General features: G+C 59.4%; 9 protein-coding genes and 1 riboswitch. Of the genes, 8 read left to right on the top strand and 1 reads right to left on the bottom strand.

Going from position 1 to position 17,354, the window contains the following annotated elements:
• The first annotated feature begins 61 nt into the window (after positions 1-61).
• Genes ABIE13_RS16085 through ABIE13_RS16075 form a run of 3 tightly spaced genes read left to right on the top strand, consistent with a single transcriptional unit; the run spans position 62 to position 2,615 of the window.
• Positions 62-1,366 (top strand): class-III pyridoxal-phosphate-dependent aminotransferase, encoded by a 1,305-nt coding sequence (locus tag ABIE13_RS16085; protein WP_354445214.1) that lies wholly within the window; start codon positions 62-64, stop codon positions 1,364-1,366.
• A gap of 55 nt (positions 1,367-1,421) precedes the next feature.
• Entirely contained in the window at positions 1,422-1,790 is a 369-nt protein-coding gene (locus tag ABIE13_RS16080) for a nuclear transport factor 2 family protein (protein WP_028604243.1), read from the top strand.
• Positions 1,791-1,829: 39 nt separating this feature from the next.
• Positions 1,830-2,615, top strand: a complete 786-nt coding sequence (locus ABIE13_RS16075; RefSeq protein ID WP_354445212.1) for an IclR family transcriptional regulator — start codon at positions 1,830-1,832, stop codon at positions 2,613-2,615.
• 26 nt (positions 2,616-2,641) lie between these two features.
• Here the strand turns inward: ABIE13_RS16075 and ABIE13_RS16070 are convergent, their stop codons facing one another.
• A complete protein-coding gene (locus ABIE13_RS16070) occupies positions 2,642-6,703 on the bottom strand; it encodes a Pls/PosA family non-ribosomal peptide synthetase (RefSeq protein ID WP_354445210.1) in 4,062 nt (1,353 codons plus the stop codon).
• 77 nt (positions 6,704-6,780) lie between these two features.
• On the opposite strand from ABIE13_RS16070, the gene ABIE13_RS16065 reads away from it, so the two are divergent.
• The 5 genes from ABIE13_RS16065 to ABIE13_RS16045 all read left to right on the top strand — a co-directional run bounded on the left by ABIE13_RS16065 (position 6,781) and on the right by ABIE13_RS16045 (position 17,162).
• A complete protein-coding gene (locus ABIE13_RS16065) occupies positions 6,781-7,983 on the top strand; it encodes a threonine ammonia-lyase (RefSeq protein ID WP_354445208.1) in 1,203 nt (400 codons plus the stop codon).
• A 103-nt stretch (positions 7,984-8,086) separates the two neighbouring features.
• Entirely contained in the window at positions 8,087-8,410 is a 324-nt protein-coding gene (locus ABIE13_RS16060; RefSeq protein ID WP_354445206.1) for a plasmid stabilization protein, read from the top strand.
• A gap of 167 nt (positions 8,411-8,577) precedes the next feature.
• The gene (locus ABIE13_RS16055) at positions 8,578-10,497 is read left to right on the top strand and encodes an ABC transporter ATP-binding protein/permease (protein WP_354445204.1); all 1,920 of its coding nucleotides are present in this window, start codon (positions 8,578-8,580) and stop codon (positions 10,495-10,497) included.
• Positions 10,498-10,616: 119 nt separating this feature from the next.
• Positions 10,617-10,696, top strand: a riboswitch (S-adenosyl-L-homocysteine riboswitch).
• A gap of 59 nt (positions 10,697-10,755) precedes the next feature.
• Positions 10,756-13,479 (top strand): methionine synthase, encoded by a 2,724-nt coding sequence (gene metH, locus ABIE13_RS16050; protein ID WP_354445612.1) that lies wholly within the window; start codon positions 10,756-10,758, stop codon positions 13,477-13,479.
• Positions 13,480-13,757: 278 nt separating this feature from the next.
• Positions 13,758-17,162, top strand: a complete 3,405-nt coding sequence (locus ABIE13_RS16045) for an IPTL-CTERM sorting domain-containing protein (RefSeq protein WP_354445202.1) — start codon at positions 13,758-13,760, stop codon at positions 17,160-17,162.
• Positions 17,163-17,354 lie beyond the last annotated feature (192 nt).

Raw genomic sequence — 17,354 nt, 5'->3', positions numbered from 1 at the left:
TCCCCACTCAGACACCTTCCGGTCTCATTTCCATTTTTCGATTGGATTGGAATCCCACGCGATGTCGAGTCTTCTAGTCACTACGCTTACTACCAATGACTCTGATCCCATCTTTGTGACGGGTGGAGAGGGGTGCTGGTACACCTTGTCAAACGGCCGGAAAGTACTTGACGGATCGAACACAGCCGCTGCATTAGGGCACCGCCATCCAGCCATCGTGGAAGCTATGGAACGCGCCGCCTCGCATCCAACTGTTTCAGAGGGCTGGGCGTGGAAGGGCCGCGAACAGGCGGCGCAAGATCTTCTGGAAATCTCTTACGGTAGTGAACGTTCCTGGGTGGGAGCGGTACGCTTTGGGCTGTCGGGGTCTGAGACCAACGACATGGCTTTGTCACTTTGCCAAGTGCTGACTGGACGTACACCGATTGCGACCAGGGAACGTGCTTACCATGGCCTGACCGGCCTTTCACGTGCGGTGACGACACAGCCTCAATGGCATGGCGGACTATCCCGGGCGGATGGACGCGTCATGCCCGCACCGTCAATTGACGAGGTCCGTGTACTTTCCGCGCCGACTGCGTCACGTTATGGTGAACGCGTTGCTGATCTGGCACAGATGGATGAGGGCGCCATGGCGACTTCTCTGGAGGGAGCGGCCGCCGTCATCATTGATTACACGCAGGGAGGGATCTACCACCATGCCGCCTACCAAGATCGTGTAGCCCGTGCAGCTAAGCGAGCTGGCGCATTGTGGATAGCCGACGAAGTGGTCACGGGCGCAGGTCGCTCCGGACGTTGGTTTGCATTTCAAGGAGGCGAAAGCCGGCCCGATATGGTGACCATGGGCAAAGGGCTGGCGGGTGGAATCGGGCCTATTGGCGCAGTAGTTCTTTCAAAGGAGCTTTGCTCTGAGTTGAAGGGTGCCGCCTGGCAAAACTACTCCACCTTCCGTGGTCACCCCACTGCCATGGAGGGTGTGAGCGCTTATCTGAGAACGATCGTGCGCGATCAGTTGCTCGAACGTGTCGCTGCGCTGGAGCCGCGAATCGCGGCGCGCCTGATTCAACTGGGTGAACGGCATCCCTCGGTTGCCCGCGTGGACGGCCGGGGGCTGCACTGGACGGTCGAATTTCATGGCAGCCACTGGAAAAACTGGAAAGCCGCTACCGCTCAAGTACCGATCGCGTCATTCGCAGTGAAAGCTGCTCTTGAAGCGGGTGTCGTGCTTGGAACATCGGGTGAGGAGACCTCGCTTTTCATTGCACCAGCGCTCATCATTTCTGACTCCGAACTGGAGTTGCTCTTTCAGGGCCTTGATCACGCGCTAGAGGCAGCAGATCTTGTCTATGCCCAGCAAGCTCAATGAGCCTCACCGTTCTAACTTTTAAACCAACCATCAACACACCCTAGGAACATTTCAGATGTCTGATCAAACCTCCGCTGTACGCGCCGTCATTCAAGACTACTTTGACGCCCTTTACGACGGCGACGTCGAAAAATTCGGGAGAGTTTTTCATTCCGCCTGTCGTCTTTTTACTGCTGTGGACGAGGGCGTCATGACGCTAGACTACGATGCGTATCTCAAACGCGTGGGGGGTCGTCCTTCCCCACGTTCGCGGGGCGACGCGCGCGAGGACGAGATTTTGTCACTGACTGTATCTGCGCCCACGCTTGCTCATGCCCGAGTGAAAGACTGCTACCTGCCCGGCCACTACATTAACGAGCTCACTTTGCTCAAGGTAGAAGGAAGTTGGAGGATTGCAGCTAAAGTCTGGCACGCCAATGTTTGAGTTTGGTAGCCCAACAGAAGCGGGGCAAGCTGGAGGCACATGAAGCGTGAGAATATGAACACGGCTGCAATGGCGTATGACGATAGCCCGATCGGACGGGCGTTTCGACTTTTAGAAGTGCTTGCCTTGCACCCCGATGGGCTGACTTTATCCGAGATCGCGCGGGAGAGTGGCTTGGTCGTGACGACCGCGCACCGCCAATTGGCGACGCTCGTCGGCTGCCAGATCGTTCGAAAGACCGAGAACAAAACGTTCGTGCCTGGAGAGGCCCTGTGGCGAATTACTTCATTGCTCACCAACGGAGCAGACATTGTTCAGCCGGCGGTTGCCATCCTGACTGAGCTGGCAGACCGATTCGGTGAAACTGCATTCCTCGCACGCCTGAATGACCACAATGTGGAAATCATGACGACCTGTACACCGACTGCAGTTGGAAAAGCCTACGCGCAGCCGGGACGCGGCATGCCGCTGTATGCAGCGGCATCAGGCAAGATACTGCTGGCATCTCAAAGCGATGAGTTCATTGACGGCTATTTGGCGCTGCCTCGGCACGCTTTTACCCCCCACACGCAGATCGATGAAGCCAGTATCCGCGCAGAGATTGCCGAGGTGCGGGAACGCCGCATCGCCATCTGTGAGAACGAATTTGATCCGGACATTCTCAGCTACGCGACAGCAGTCGTCGATCCGCGTACCCATGTGGTTTATGCGATAGCGATTTTTGGCATGAGGGAGCGTTTTGGAACCATACCTCGTGCCAACGTCGAAGCACAGGTCATTTATGCTGCGCAGCGGCTGTCAACCGCGCTGAATAGTCCCGACTGACGTAAAAAAAGAAGCGTTGACTCGCCTTAGTTTCGCCAAGGCGCTGCGGGCGACCCGTGCCAGCGAGTGCCAGCCGGAATGCTTTCGCCCTTCATCACAAGCGTCAGCGGCCCCAATTGCGCGCCGTCTCCCACGCGGGCCCCATAGAGCACAGTGCAGCGGGGGCCCAGCGTGACCCGGCTGCCGATGACCACGTCGTCGACTTTCATCACACGGTCTTCGAACAAGTGGGTCTGCGGGCAGCACAGGGCATTCAGTTCGCTGTGATCACCAATGCTCACGCAGTCGAACTCGGTGATGTCGGTGGTGTCCATGTAGACACCGCGGCCGATCTTGCAACCCATCAGGTTGAGCGCGTCTGACAGCCAGGGCGTGCCGCGCAAATAGCGCAAAAACCAGGGCACCGCAATACCTTCGTACATATTGGTGGCAGCTTCCGTCAGCCAGACAAAGGGGGTCCACATGGGCACGGAGCGTTTCCGATAGCGGCCCAGTAGCAGCCATTTGAAAAGGGCCACAAACAGGAAGGTGGCAAAGCCAAACACCACACCACCTACGCAAAGCTCCAGCGCCACGGCACTCCAGCGGCCTTGTTCAGCCAAAGGCATGGCGTCCAGCACCATCGCATAGCCGGCAGCAATCACCAGTGCATGGGGCGCGGCAATGCGGAAAGCTTCTACCAGACCGCGTGCTACCCGGCGCCAGGGTGAGGGGGCAAACGTCAGGTGTTCCGGAAACCCCGCGGCGACTTCGCGCGCAGGCAGCAGCATGGGCGGCGAGCCCAGCCAGGTGTCACCGTCCTTCATGGTGGCGTTACGCGGGACAGCACTCATGACACCAATCAGCACGTTTTCAGGGACGGTGGTGCCATCTGGCACGTAGGCGCCGTTGCCTACGAAACTGCGCCGTGAGACGACGGTCGGTTGTACCGTCATCCAGCCGCCGTCGATGTGCTCGTCGCCCAGCATCACCGCGTCTGCTATGAAACATTCGTCACCCAGGGTCAGCATGTCGGGCACCACGCCAAGTGCTGTGGACAATTCGGTTTCCTTGCCGACCTTGGCGCCCAGGAGGCGATACCACCAGGCAGAGTAAATGGTGGCGTAGATACCGTGCAGCGTCGCCAGGCTGCCTTCCTGAATCTGATTGACCAGCCACTTGCCCAGGTACCGGTTGCTGTGAATGGGCCAGGACCCCGCTTTCATGCGGGGCAGGAATACGTACCGGATCAGCGCGGCCACGAGGGCGGTGAGCACGATCATCACCACGCTGGCGGGCAATGCCAGCAGGAAGAATTTCAAAAAGCGCAACAGGAATGCCTGCAAGGCGGTGATGGTGCCGGCGTCCAGGAGGGGGCGCACAGATATCTGCTCGATGTCCAGCAGATCGATCAACATGAAGGTCGGAAACACCGGCATAAAGAACAGGACCGCCATCGCCAGTGACCCGACGGCGAAAAAGATGGTCTCGAATACCTGCCGCCCGCCAGATACCGGTGGGCGGGCCGGCAGGCTGGCAGGATCGAAATCGCTCCGTTCGCGCGCAGGTGATCCGGCCCAGACCTTGCGGTCTGGCACGGATTGTCCGCTGCGCAATGCCGCCTGGCCTTCCAGGTGGCCGTAGTCACCAACATGGGTGTGGCCCTCAATGACCACATAGGAGCCTATGCAGGCCTGGTGCCCGATGGTGATGGGACCCAGGTGCAGGTAACCGCCCTCCACTCGGGCGTTTTCAAGGTTCACCGCGTTGCCTATGCTGCTGCCGTCCCCGATGCGCAGCAACTCAGGGGCGCGCAAGGTCATGGCGCCCAGATTGATGTCTCGACCAATCTTGGCTCCCAGCGCCCGCAGCCACCCGACATAAAGAGAAGAGCCGTTGATCATGTACACCGGCACGGCTTCCATCAGGCGGTCGGCCAGCCACCAGCGGTAGTAGGTCAAGCCCCAGAGTGGGTAGCTGCCAGGTTGGAGTCGCCCCGCGATCAGCCACTTGCCCGCCCAGGCGACAACAAACTCCGCCACGGTGGCAAGCAAGAACGCCACCAGCGACATCGCGACCGCGCGGGCGATTGAATCGGCGGGGTCCCCCGTATAGAAGTGGTAGGCAAAAAAAGGTGCCAGCCACTGCGCCATCTTGAGCAGCACCAGAAACGGAATGGCGACGGCCTGGGCCATGCCGCAGCGCCAGCGCCGCCAGGGTGAATGGAGCAGGAATGGGCGCTCGGCTTGCGTAGACTCGCCCGCCGACATGGCGGCTTGCAGTGCCTCGGCCATCAGGCCAATTTTGCGGGTTTGGTAGATATCGGTGACGGCAGCCTGAGCGAACCGCCGGTCCTGCCGCAACGAGGAAATCAGGCGCGCTGCCAGCAGCGAATGGCCACCCAGGTCGTTGAAAAAATCCAGTTCACGCCGGATGGGGTGGCCAGGAAAGAGCTTTTCCAGAGCGCCAAAGAGTGCTTGCTCAGCCTCGGTTTGCGGGGTGTCACTGCCTTCAACCGGGGCCGCAGGTGCCAGCGGCAGGGCCTTCAGAGCCTTGCGGTCGATCTTGCCGGAGGGCAGGCGAGGCATGGCGGGCAGGGCTTCAAACCGCGCTGGAACCATGTAGGCTGGCAGCTTCTCAGCCAAGGCGGACCGCAGCGCCTGCGCCTGGGGCTGCACCTGGCCAGATGGCACGTAGAACGCGATGAGCTGATCGATATCTTCTTCTTTTCGCAGCAGGACGGCGGTGGTGCCCACGCCGGGCTGTTCCGCCAGCACCGCCTCAATTTCACCCAGCTCGACGCGAAAACCGCGAATCTTCACCTGATCGTCGGCCCTGCCCAGGCATTGCATTTGTGACTGACCATGGGCATGTGTCTCCACGCGCGCCAGATCTCCGGTGCGGTACAGGCGGGCTTCTTGTTCATTTCTTGCCCAGGGGTTGGGCAGGAACTTCTCGGCGGTCAGCTCAGGCCGGCCCAGATAACCCGCTGCCACGCCCGGGCCTGTGATGCACAGCTCACCCGTCTCTCCGAAAGGCAGTATCTTCAAAGGAGGTACCTGCCCGTTGACGATGCTGTCCGGGTCAATCACCTCGATGACCAGCAGGCCATAGTTGGGCAAAGCTTCACCAATGGTCACGGGCTCACCGGCCTTGAGCTCGGCCAGGCTGGCAGAGACCGTAGCCTCGGTGGGCCCATAGGTGTTGAAGAGCTGTCGTCCGTGTGCCCAGCGGTCCACCAGGGCCTGGGGACACATTTCTCCGCCCAGGTTGATGATGCGAAGGCCGGGTACGTCCTGCGCAAACAGGGCCAACAGGGTCGGCACCGCGTGGAGCACCGTCACATCGTTTTCTATCAAGCCGCGCGGCAGCGCTTCCGGGTCGCCTGCCATCTCTTTCGGCGCAATCCACAAGGTCGCACCGACGAGGTAGCTGATCCAGATTTCCTCGAAACTCATGTCAAAGGCAACCGAGAAGCCTTGGTAGACCTTGTCGTCTTCACGTACTTTCAGCCTTGCGTTTTCGCTGCGTAGAAAGTGGCAGATGCTGCCTTGCGTAATGGCAATCCCCTTGGGCTTGCCGGTCGATCCGCTGGTGTAGATGACGTAGGCCGTGTGCTCCGCCAGCGCTCCTTCCCGCCGCCGCATCCGTGTGCCTGCGGGCAGTGGCGCCAGCAGTTCATGGGCGGTGAACAGCCGGGCCGAGATATCAGGCTGGGAGCGCGCTGCCTGACCATGTTGCTCGTCTATGAGCAGGGCTACCGCTCGGGCGTCTTCCAGACAAACGGCCATGCGATCGGTGGGAACGTCTGCATCAAACGGCAACCAGGCGGCGCCTGTCTTGGCGATGGCCAGTTGCAAGACCAGCAGCTCTATCCCGCGTGGGTGCCACAGGCCCACCATCTGCCCTGGCAGCACGCCGGCTTCCATCAGGCGGTGGGCCGCGCGATCGGCCGCCTGGTCCAGCTCACCGTAGTTCAGCCGCCGGCTACCAAAAATCAGGGCCGCTTTATCGGGCACCCGAGCTGCCGTGGCCTCAAAGATGTCTGCCAGTATTTCCGGGCGCAGCAGATCAGGGCGGTCAGGGCCATAAAGAATGGGGGCGGTCATTGGAGCAGCTTATCGCAGTCCTTGCCATGAGAGGCCTCAGCCTTGCTGCTGGCCGACAAAGTTGGTCACAATGGTGCATGCTTTCGTTCCAAGACATTCAAAACGCTGCGGCCCGGCTGCAGGGCCAGGTACTCGACACACCCTGTGTTGAATCGCGAACCTTGTCCCAGATCACGGGCGCAGACGTCTTCCTGAAATTCGAAAACCTTCAGTTCACGGCTTCCTTCAAGGAGCGGGGCGCCTGCAACAAGCTGGCGGAACTGACTGCCGGAGGCTCCCGTCCAGGCGTGATTGCCATGAGCGCCGGCAACCACGCGCAAGGTGTGGCCTACCATGCACAGCGGCTAGGCCTTCGCGCCGTGATCGTCATGCCGCGCTTCACTCCCGGCGTGAAGGTGTCTCGCACACGTGGCTTTGGCGCCGAAGTGGTGCTGCATGGTGACACCCTGGAAGCTGCCCGCGCGCATGCGCTGGCGTTGGCCAAGACGGAAGGCCTGACCTTTGTGCATCCCTATGATGACCAGGCTGTCATGGCGGGGCAGGGCACCCTGGGTCTGGAAATGCTGCGTGATCAGCCTGAGCTGGAGGTCCTGATCGTGCCTGTAGGCGGGGGCGGGCTGATTTCGGGCATCGCAACGGCAGCCAAGGCCATCAAGCCAGGTATTGAAGTGGTCGGCGTGCAGGTTCAACGCTTTCCGGCCATGTTCAACCTCATCAAAGAGAAGGCGTACGAACAGGGCGCCAGCACGATTGCAGAAGGCATTGCTGTCGGTGCGCCAGGCGCGCTGTGCGTGGAAGTCATTCAAGAGCGGGTTGATGAGCTGCTTCTGGTGGATGAAGGCGATATTGAGCAAGCCATCGTCATGTTGCTGGAAATCGAAAAAACCCTGGTGGAGGGGGCGGGCGCGGCGGCGCTGGCCGCATTGCTCAAATACCGGGATCGCTTTGCGGGCAAGAAAGTCGGCATGGTGCTCTCCGGCGGCAATATTGACCCTCTGTTGCTGGCCTCCATCATTGGCCGAGGCATGGTGCGCTCAGGAAGATTGGCGCGGATTGTCGTGAGCGCCCGAGACGTGCCGGGCATGCTGGCGCGCATCACGGCGCTGGTGGCCGACGCCGGTGCGAATATCGACGAAGTGCATCATCAGCGCGCCTTCACTGCGCTGTCTGCCCAGAGCGTGGAAATTGAAATGGTGCTGCAAACGCGAGGGCACGAGCATGTCAAGGACATCATCAGCCAGCTTCGGGCGCAAAAGTGGGAAGTGAATCTGGTCGGATAAGCGTGTAGTCGGCCTGCGCCGACGCAGCTATCGGCGTTCTCTGACTTACTCAGCGCACTGCAGGAGAGAACATGACTGCTTGTCTGTTCTCAAGGAAAAAATCATGCCTGAAGGTGCATGGAGCGCCAAGCGCGAGCGACAGTACAAGCACATCAAGAATGGCTTGAAGCGAAGTGGCAAGAGCGAATCACTCGCGGAAGAGATAGCGGCGCGCACAGTCAACAAGGAGCGGGCCCGCGCAGGGGAATCCAAAGAAGCCAGCCCGACGTCCTTGAACGATATCTCTTCTTCACGCAGAGGTGGCCTGCGCTCCCATAAGGGCGCAGGAGGGCGCACGCGCGATCAGCTTTACGCCGAAGCCAAAGCCAAGGGTGTTAAGGGCAGGTCGTTGATGAACAAAGCTCAACTTGAGCGTGCCGTCGGATGAAGCGCTTTGATCGGATCTGCTGGAGCGGGTCCAAGATCGCAGATTCATCGGAAACGGATTACAAGGAGAGCAGCACTCCACTGATTCCCGCTCTTAGCTCTCAGCCTCAGCATTCGTTCAAGACAGAACGTTCTTAGTTTTTTTTGGCCCACGGGGCCCATGATTCCATGAGCCGCCGAGAGCACAATCCAGACGCTTCTCCCCAGAATTTGGCCGCACCGGTGCAAGCCGGGTCGGTGCCACCAGGGGCGGAGCGCCAGCGCCCGAATTTCGACTTCTTCTCGCCAGAAGTCTGGCGCCGTTTCTGGGCCATTGCCACTCCCTACTGGAAAGAAGACGAGAAACGCAAGGCCTGGACTTACCTTATCGTGCTGTGCGGCATGCTTCTGGCGGAAACGCAGATTGCCGTTCTGCTGAACGATCAGGCGGGTGAAATGACTTCCGCGCTGGCGGCTCGGGAAGAAGATCGCTTCTGGAACGCCATCATCTACTGCCTGGTGGTCGTCGCGGTTTTTGTACCTACACGCTCGCTGTACTACTTTGTGCGCGATACGCTGGGCAACCACTGGCGGCGTTGGCTTTCGCATCGTCTGCTGGGTCGCTACCTTCACAACCAGCGCTTCTATGAGCTGACGGCAGATACCGCGGTAGACAACCCGGATCAGCGGATTGCAGAAGACGTCAACACCTTTACGCAGCGATCTCTGTACTTTTTGTTGATTGGACTGGGATCCATGATGCAGCTGGTTGCCTTCAGCTGGGTGTTGTGGAGCATTTCCCACCTGCTGGTGTACGTGCTGGTAGGTTACACCGCCCTTGGCACCTGGCTGACCGTGAAGGTCTTTGGCGCCCCCTTGATGCGCTTGAATTTCTTTCAGCTCAAACGAGAGGCTGATTTTCGATTCAGTCTGGTGCGTGTGCGTGAAAACGCGGAATCCATCGCCTTCTATCGGGGTGAGGAAGCTGAGCTGAAACAGATCAAAGGCAGGTTTGCAGGTGCGCTGCGCAACTACAAGCGTCTATTGCGCCAGCAACTCAATCTGAACTTTTTTCAGCAAGCCTACAACCAGATCGCTATCTTGTTGCCCAATATTCTGATCGCCAATCTGGTTCTTTCAGGTCATCTGGAGGTGGGGCAGGCCATTAAGGCGGCAGGTGCATTTTTGGCCGTGCTCGGGGCAGTTTCGCTCATCATCGACAACTTTGAGGGGCTTTCCCGCTTCACGGCCGGGATAGAGCGCATTCATGGACTGATGCGGGCGCTTCCTCCCCAAGCCGATGAGCCGGGAGCAGCGGCCCACGCCGCGCAGGAAGACGCGCCCCTGCCCAGGCGCAAGCGGCAGGTCATTCAGACCAGTGAAGCGCCCGAACTGAGTTTGCGAAATGTCACCTTGCACACGCCCGACCTCAAACGAGAGCTGGTGCACGATCTGAGTTTCACGCTGCAAAAAGGGGATAGCCTGCTGATCGTGGGAGAGAGCGGGAGCGGCAAGAGCTCCTTGCTGCGCGCCATTGCGGGGCTTTGGCGGGCAGGTAGCGGTGATATCGAACGTCCGCCGGTGGCCGAGAGCATGTTCCTGCCCCAGCGTCCGTATATGCAGGTCGGCAGCTTGCGCAGCCAGTTGCTCTACCCTGACCTTGGGCGTGATGTGGATGATGAAACCCTGATGCAGGCCCTGGCGGATGTCAACTTGCCGGAGCTGTGCGAGCGCAGTGGTGGTCTGGACATGGAAGTCGACTGGGCCAAAACACTCTCCCTGGGCGAGCAACAGCGCCTGGCGTTTGCACGGGTTCTGATTACCAAGCCGCGCTTTGTCATTCTTGACGAAGCCACCAGCGCACTTGATACGGCCAACGAGGCGCGGCTCTACCAGCGATTGCTGGCCATGAAAGCCACCCTGCTTAGCATTGCGCACCGAAGTGCCGTCCTCAACTACCACACGCACGTGCTGGAACTCAAGGGGGGTGGTGTGTGGGCCCTGCATGAGGCAGAGGAGTTTGTTCCTGCGGACTCGGAAGATAAAACTGGCGCGAACGGTTCCACTGGCCCCTCCGGTCCTGCGGGCCTTGCAGCCGCGCCCGCTTAGCGTTGAGGCTGGCAACATTCAATTTGTTGGTGGAACTCGGGAGCTCCTGGGGGCGACTTTCAGAGCGCTCCATGCCCCTGATATGTTGAAGGCTGCCTGTTGCCTTAAAATCCTCGCCTTGCCCCAAGGAGCGTTGCAGCGGCCACTGGCTGTCAGGCTTGGAGGCTTTTAAGTAGCACGGTAACGACGCTCACCTGATTGCCGCGCGCAGGTGAGCCCATGATGACCGTTACCCAAGACAAACTTCCCCTTCCGCCCATGAAGCTTTCCGGCCTGGAGCCGGTCAGCATTGGTGAGGGCACCCTTTTCGTCAACATCGGAGAGCGCACCAACGTCACAGGCTCCAAGGCTTTCGCGCGCATGATCTTGAACGGCCAGTTTGAGGAAGCGCTGGCTGTGGCCCGCCAACAGGTGGAAAACGGCGCCCAGGTGATCGATGTCAACATGGACGAGGCCATGCTCGATAGCCAGGCCGCCATGGTTAAATTCCTCAACCTCATGGCCAGCGAGCCCGATATCGCCAGGGTGCCAGTCATGGTCGATTCCAGCAAATGGAGCGTCATCGAAGCTGGCCTGCGCTGCCTGCAGGGCAAGGGTATCGTCAACTCCATCAGCATGAAGGAAGGGGTTGAGCAGTTCAAGCAACAGGCTCGGCTGGTGCGGCGTTACGGTGCCGCGGCCGTCGTGATGGCCTTTGATGAGCAGGGTCAGGCAGATACCTTTCAACGCAAGATCGAAATCTGCGAGCGCGCCTACCGAATTCTGGTGGACGAAGTGGGCTTTCCGCCCGAAGACATCATTTTTGATCCCAACATCTTCGCCATTGCCACGGGGATTGAAGAGCACAACCATTACGCAGTCGACTTCATTGAAGCCACGGAGTGGATCAAGAAGAACCTGCCAGGTGCCAAGGTCAGTGGCGGGGTCAGCAACGTGAGCTTCAGCTTCCGTGGCAATGACCCGGTGCGTGAAGCCATCCACACCGTGTTTCTCTACCATGCCATTCAAGCAGGCATGGACATGGGCATCGTCAACGCCGGCATGGTTGGCGTGTACGACGATCTGGACCCGGAGTTGCGCGAACGCGTGGAAGACGTCGTCCTTGATCGCCGGCCAGACGCGGCAGAGCGCCTGCTGGAAATCGCAGAATCGGCCAAGGGTGCGGCCAAGGACGAATCGAAAAGGCTTGAATGGCGAAACGCCAACGTCAATGAGCGTTTGAGCCATGCTCTGGTGCACGGCATTACCGAGTTCATCACAGAAGACACCGAAGAGGCCTACCAGATCATCGTCGCCCAGCCCGGCGGCCGCCCCTTGCATGTGATTGAAGGTCCCTTGATGGACGGCATGAACGTGGTGGGCGACTTGTTCGGTGCTGGCAAGATGTTCCTGCCGCAGGTTGTGAAGTCGGCCCGCGTGATGAAGCAGGCCGTGGCGCACCTGATTCCCTACATCGAAGAAGAGAAAAAACGCGACGAAGCCGCAGGCCGAGATGTGCGAAGCAAGGGCAAGATCGTCATTGCCACCGTCAAGGGCGACGTGCACGACATCGGCAAGAACATCGTCACCGTGGTTCTGCAGTGCAATAACTTCGAGGTGGTGAACATGGGCGTCATGGTGCCCTGCCATGAAATCCTGGCCAAGGCCAAGGTGGAAGGGGCCGACATCATTGGCTTGTCGGGCCTGATCACCCCCAGCCTCGAAGAGATGCAATACGTGGCCGGTGAGATGCAGAAGGACGAGCACTTTCGCATCAAGAAAATTCCGCTGCTGATTGGGGGCGCCACCACCAGCCGTGTCCACACGGCTGTGAAGATTGCACCCCATTACGAAGGCCCGGTGGTTTACGTGCCAGATGCATCGCGCAGTGTGGGCGTAGCCCAAGGCTTGCTCAGCGATAGCGCTGACAAGTTCATTGCCGACACCCTGGCCGACTATGAGAAGGTGCGCCATCAACATGCCAACAAGAAGCAGCTGCCCATCTGGCCTCTTGGCAAGGCGCGCGCCAACAAAACCGCCATCGAATGGGCAGGCTATGTGCCGCCCGTGCCCAAGTTCATTGGCCGCCGGGTGATCAAGAGCATCAACCTTCAAGAGCTGGCAGCTTTCATCGACTGGACACCGTTTTTCCAGACCTGGGATCTGGCGGGCAAGTACCCGGCCATCTTGAAAGACGAGGTCGTGGGCGCGGAAGCGACGCGCCTCCTGGCCGATGCGAAGGCCATGCTCAAAAAGATCATTGACGGCCGTTGGCTGACTGCCAATGCGGTGGTGGGCTTCTGGCCGGCGAACACCGTACGTGATGACGACATCGAGCTCTACGCAGATGAGTCTCGTGAAGCCGTGGCGCTGACCTGGTACGGTCTGCGTCAGCAGGCTGAAAAGCAGGAAGACGCAGAGGGCCGCATGCGCCCAAGCCGTTGTCTGGCTGATTTCGTGGCACCCCGCAGCCTAGCTGAGCCTGCCAGTGTCAAGGATTATCTGGGCGCATTCGCCGTCACGGCAGGCTTGGGTGTAGATGCGAAAGAGGCTGAGTTCATCGGCCATCATGACGACTACAACGCCATCATGCTCAAAGCCCTGGCAGACCGCCTGGCCGAGGCTGGGGCGGAATGGCTGCACCACCGAGTGCGAACCGACTGGTGGGGTTACGCCGCAGACGAAAGCTTGAGCAACGAAGAGCTCATTGGCGAAAAATACAGCGGTATCCGTCCTGCCCCGGGCTACCCAGCTTGTCCGGATCATCGGGTCAAGAGCCCCTTGTTTGATCTGTTGCAGGCTCACGAAGTGGGTATGAGCGTGACCGAATCGTTGGCCATGTTGCCCGCAGCCAGCGTCAGTGGTTTTTACTTCAGCCACCCTGAGAGCACTTACTTCAACGTCGGCAAGATCGATAAAGATCAGGCCATCGACATGGCTGAACGCAGTGGTGCGGGACTAAGTGAAGTCGAGCGAGCGTTGGCCCCCAATTTAGGCCTATAGGCTGCAACCGGCCGAGCGGGACGACAAAAGAGGAAGCCGGGTATGCCCGGCTTCCTCCTTTTTTAATCTAACCAAACATTGGTTCGATTTATCACTGTGGCCTTTATGCTGGACTGCGCTCGCAAATCAATTACCGGCTTAAACCGTTAAAAAATGCAGATTTGTGGGTTCACTAAATTTCTAGTTCCTAATAGTTGAAACTCAACGAACATAGAATTCGCTTTTTTCCGGCACAGCGTAGCCGAATAGTCATAAATTATTACATTTGAGGGCGGGCGATGGGAGTTGGAAATCAATTGGGCCCTGTGCCTGCTCGTTGGAGCGGCATGGCCGCGTGGGTTGCCGTGGGGGCGTTGGTGGCCACTTTGTCACCCTTGGCTGTTCAAGCAAGCTTGTCCGCGGGCAACTTGACGATGCTCTACAGTGGTACGGCACCGTTCGATAGCGACAATGCGGCAGGCAACGATGCAGACTCGACCAATAACGTCATTCGGAGCAATGATCGCGTCGGATACCGCTTCTTCTATCAAACCACCGGTGGCGACGCCAATACCCAGGTGGTGTTCACAGCACCGGCTGGCGCTCGCTGGAGCTATATGCCTACCGGCTGCGGGCCGGGTTCCAGCATCGCGGGCCTGGTACTGACTTGCCGTTTGGGCGACCTTCCGAACCCGCAAACTCAGAGTATCGATTTCGAGATGAATGCGGGAGCCCGCACGCAGGGCGCCACCGTAGCACCGCCAACGGCCGTCTTCACCTCTGACCAGACACCAACCCCTCCTGCCTACATCCCACCTCCCACGCTCACTGGTTCAGCAGCGCCGCGCTGGGATGTGGTGAAAAGAACGGCAGGCTACGGACATGTGTTCCGCGTGGACTCCGGTCCTGGTGGCGCACCTGGGTACATCCTGCCCTACAACATCATGGTGCAAGCTCAGGACTACCAGAGCCGTGGCGGAGACGGTTCCTTGAAGGGGCTCGCCCCCTTGACCTCCACCGTCGTCATCAACGACACCCTACCTACGGCCAATGCGCGCATCATGGATTACCCAAATCCATACCAAGCGACTGCCTGCACCGGACATCCTTCGGGTTTCAACCAGTATCTGAGCTCCATCGCGGACTCAGGCCCAAGCAGCAGCACAAGCACGGTACACGTGGCTAATGGTGGGAGCTGCGCCGTTACGCAGACCGGGCAGACGGCCACGTTGACCTTGACAGGTGTGGACTCCAGCTTGACGCATCGCCCCAGCACGTTTTCTGGAGATGCCATTCCAACAAGCGACATTCGCACGACCACAATCATCTCCAAGAATCTGTACGTCTGGATTCCGCAGTCTGATGTTCCCCCAGACGGGAATGTCTTTGACATTGTCAATACCGTTCCGGCGACCACGTTCACCTCGCAGGATGGAGCGCAGACCTACACCGAGCCCAATACTTCCAACAATTCGGCCACGTACGGGTTGCGCAACGGCGGGGCCGGAACCATCGGCAAGTTGAGTGTCCCGTGGCACTACGACACCCCAGGGATGCCTGTGGGTCCTACGGACGCTCCTGGCGGTGTTCCTACCGGGTTCGCGGACGCTGTCAACACGACCGTCGTGGGTTCACGCTGGAGGCCTCGTGTGACGCTGAACAACGCCACGACGATGCCGTTTACCAACCTTCTCGTGTGCGATTATTTCGATAATGCACGCCAGAATCTGATTGAAACTGCCCCCGGCGTCAGGGTCTCAGTGATTGCGCAGGAAGTGGCGCCCAGTGCAGGTGCCCCCCGTCCTGTCATTCCTGCGACGAACTACGTGATCGAATACGGTACCGGCGGTGCGCTGGATCCAAATGGTCAGTGGGTGAGTGTGGGGGCCTCTAATTCCGCCCAGTACCAGGCGCGATGCAATGATCTTGGCGTGACATGGACAGTAGATCCCACGACCTTCCCCGACGGGTGGGATGATGTGACACGCATCCGTGTCCGTTACGTGGGTGCCGGTGGTCTACCAGCGGGTGCCACCATCACCATGCGCTATGGCGTGGAATTGCGATCGACTTGGCGCTACACCACCAACGTTGTGGCCCCAACTGCGGTTGCCGGCACCTACCCAGCCGGCAGCCAAATCGTCCCAGACGACAGTTTTTACGGTAATGCCAATTACCGCGTATTCAACACGGCGACTGCGACAGCTGATGGTTGGACCACGCAACCAACCGCGGCGGTATCCGTAGGTATTCGTCGTCCTAGCGTGTTCAACTCCATACGCAAGATCAGCCTGTCGCCCGTCCAAACCTCTCCAGACCCGGTGGGCATCGGCCAGACTGTGAAATACCAATTGACGGTCTACAGCCGCAACATTGGTTATCCAGGTCCAGAAACCTTGACGGTAACAGACGTTCTCCCACCTGGTCTGTCGTATGTGCCTGGCAGCAGTATGTACACCCCGAACACCAATCAGAACGGGACGGTTATTTCTTCAGGCTATAGAGGCGGCTTGCCAGGAACTCTTGCGGGTGAGCCCTTAGTGACTGCCGGCGCCGCCGGGTGCCCGACTTGCACGACCGTAGTCTGGACCATCAATGACACACAACCCGCGCTCAGTTTCGACAATGCGGACGAGAACAGTCGACTCGGCGCGATTCAGTTCGACGCCGTCGTAGGTGTCGTGGCAAGCGGAACTCAGCTATTGAATTCCTCGACCATGGATTCGGAGCATGACTATGCGGGTGATTGCACCTACCAAGGCCCTGCAACAGGGTTCGGTGGGGCAGGGTGCCTGAAGGCCAGTCATAAATCCTTGTTGGTTTCGGCTCCTCCAGGGTTTTATCTGGCGAAGACCACACCATCGCCCACGCGTCCTATCAACTCGACGATTGATTTCAATCTGGCCCTGACCGGCATTGGCGGTGACGTTACCAATGCCCGCTGGATCGACATCTTGCCCTACAACGGTGATGCCGGCATTCGCACCACCGCTGGCTCCAACTTCACCGGCACGCTGGCACTGTCTTCCGTGACAGCGCCACCTGGCGTGACCATCACCTACACCAAGGTGGGCCCAGGTAGCCTGAATCCTGACCCGAGCCACGCCAGTAACGCCACGCTCGGCAGCACCTGGTGCGCAGGCTTGAGTGGAGGCACATGTCCCGCATCCCTTGCTGAAGTCACGGCATTGCGATTCGAGGCGGCTGCGCTGACTTCCGGCGCTGTCTACAACGTGGACATCAGCCTTCAAGCCACAGGCAATGGCGGTGGCGGCAATTACATCAACAACTTCCGCGCCCTGGGCACCTTGAGCGGCACGAGCCCTGTGCTGGTTTCGCAAGACGCACGCGTCGACGTGGCGAGCGTCATCCATGTGGTCACAGGCACCGCAGGCCCCGGTGGCAGCATCGGCCCTGGCAGCCAGGAGGTGGCAGACGGCAATACCGCCACGCTGGCCATCACGCCGGACGCAGGCTACGAAGTGGATGAAATCACCACCACCTGCAGCGGTGGCACGGCCGCGAATGCAAGCTACACCACCTTGCCGGTGTACGCGGACTGCAACGTGCACGTCACCTTCAAGAAAAAGGAAGTGGCCATGATTGCACCGGTGCCAACGCTGGGCCAAGCCGGCTTGATGCTGCTCAGCCTCACTCTGGTGGGCGCTGGTGCTGTGCGCCGCCGCGGTCAGCGCCTCAACTGACGCAAGACCCGATATACCGGTTGAGTGATCAGCCGCTGCGCCGCAAACAGGAGACTGTTTGCGGCGTTTTTTGTTGTGCAGCGCAAATTCTTCCGCTTAAGCCACGCCGATGTGGCCATGTTCGAGGTTAGGCCAACTTGGTGAGCGAGCGCAGCGTCCTGCTGCGCAACGCAATATGTTTCCCTACCTCTA

The organism is Ottowia thiooxydans (genome assembly GCF_040548795.1).
Classification (GTDB): domain Bacteria; phylum Pseudomonadota; class Gammaproteobacteria; order Burkholderiales; family Burkholderiaceae_C; genus Ottowia; species Ottowia thiooxydans_A.
Note: the sequence above shows the minus strand (reverse complement) of the source record. Positions and strands in the feature narration are given on the sequence as shown.

Bases quoted from the DNA above. Each gene is read 5' to 3' on its own strand.
- ABIE13_RS16085 (WP_354445214.1), top strand. From the start codon at position 62: ATGTCGAGTCTTCTAGTCACTACGCTTACTACCAATGACTCTGATCCC.
- ABIE13_RS16080 (WP_028604243.1), top strand. From the start codon at position 1,422: ATGTCTGATCAAACCTCCGCTGTACGCGCCGTCATTCAAGACTACTTT.
- ABIE13_RS16075 (WP_354445212.1), top strand. From the start codon at position 1,830: ATGAAGCGTGAGAATATGAACACGGCTGCAATGGCGTATGACGATAGC.
- ABIE13_RS16070 (WP_354445210.1), bottom strand. From the start codon at position 6,703: ATGACCGCCCCCATTCTTTATGGCCCTGACCGCCCTGATCTGCTGCGC.
- ABIE13_RS16065 (WP_354445208.1), top strand. From the start codon at position 6,781: ATGCTTTCGTTCCAAGACATTCAAAACGCTGCGGCCCGGCTGCAGGGC.
- ABIE13_RS16060 (WP_354445206.1), top strand. From the start codon at position 8,087: ATGCCTGAAGGTGCATGGAGCGCCAAGCGCGAGCGACAGTACAAGCAC.
- ABIE13_RS16055 (WP_354445204.1), top strand. From the start codon at position 8,578: ATGAGCCGCCGAGAGCACAATCCAGACGCTTCTCCCCAGAATTTGGCC.
- metH (WP_354445612.1), top strand. From the start codon at position 10,756: ATGAAGCTTTCCGGCCTGGAGCCGGTCAGCATTGGTGAGGGCACCCTT.
- ABIE13_RS16045 (WP_354445202.1), top strand. From the start codon at position 13,758: ATGGGAGTTGGAAATCAATTGGGCCCTGTGCCTGCTCGTTGGAGCGGC.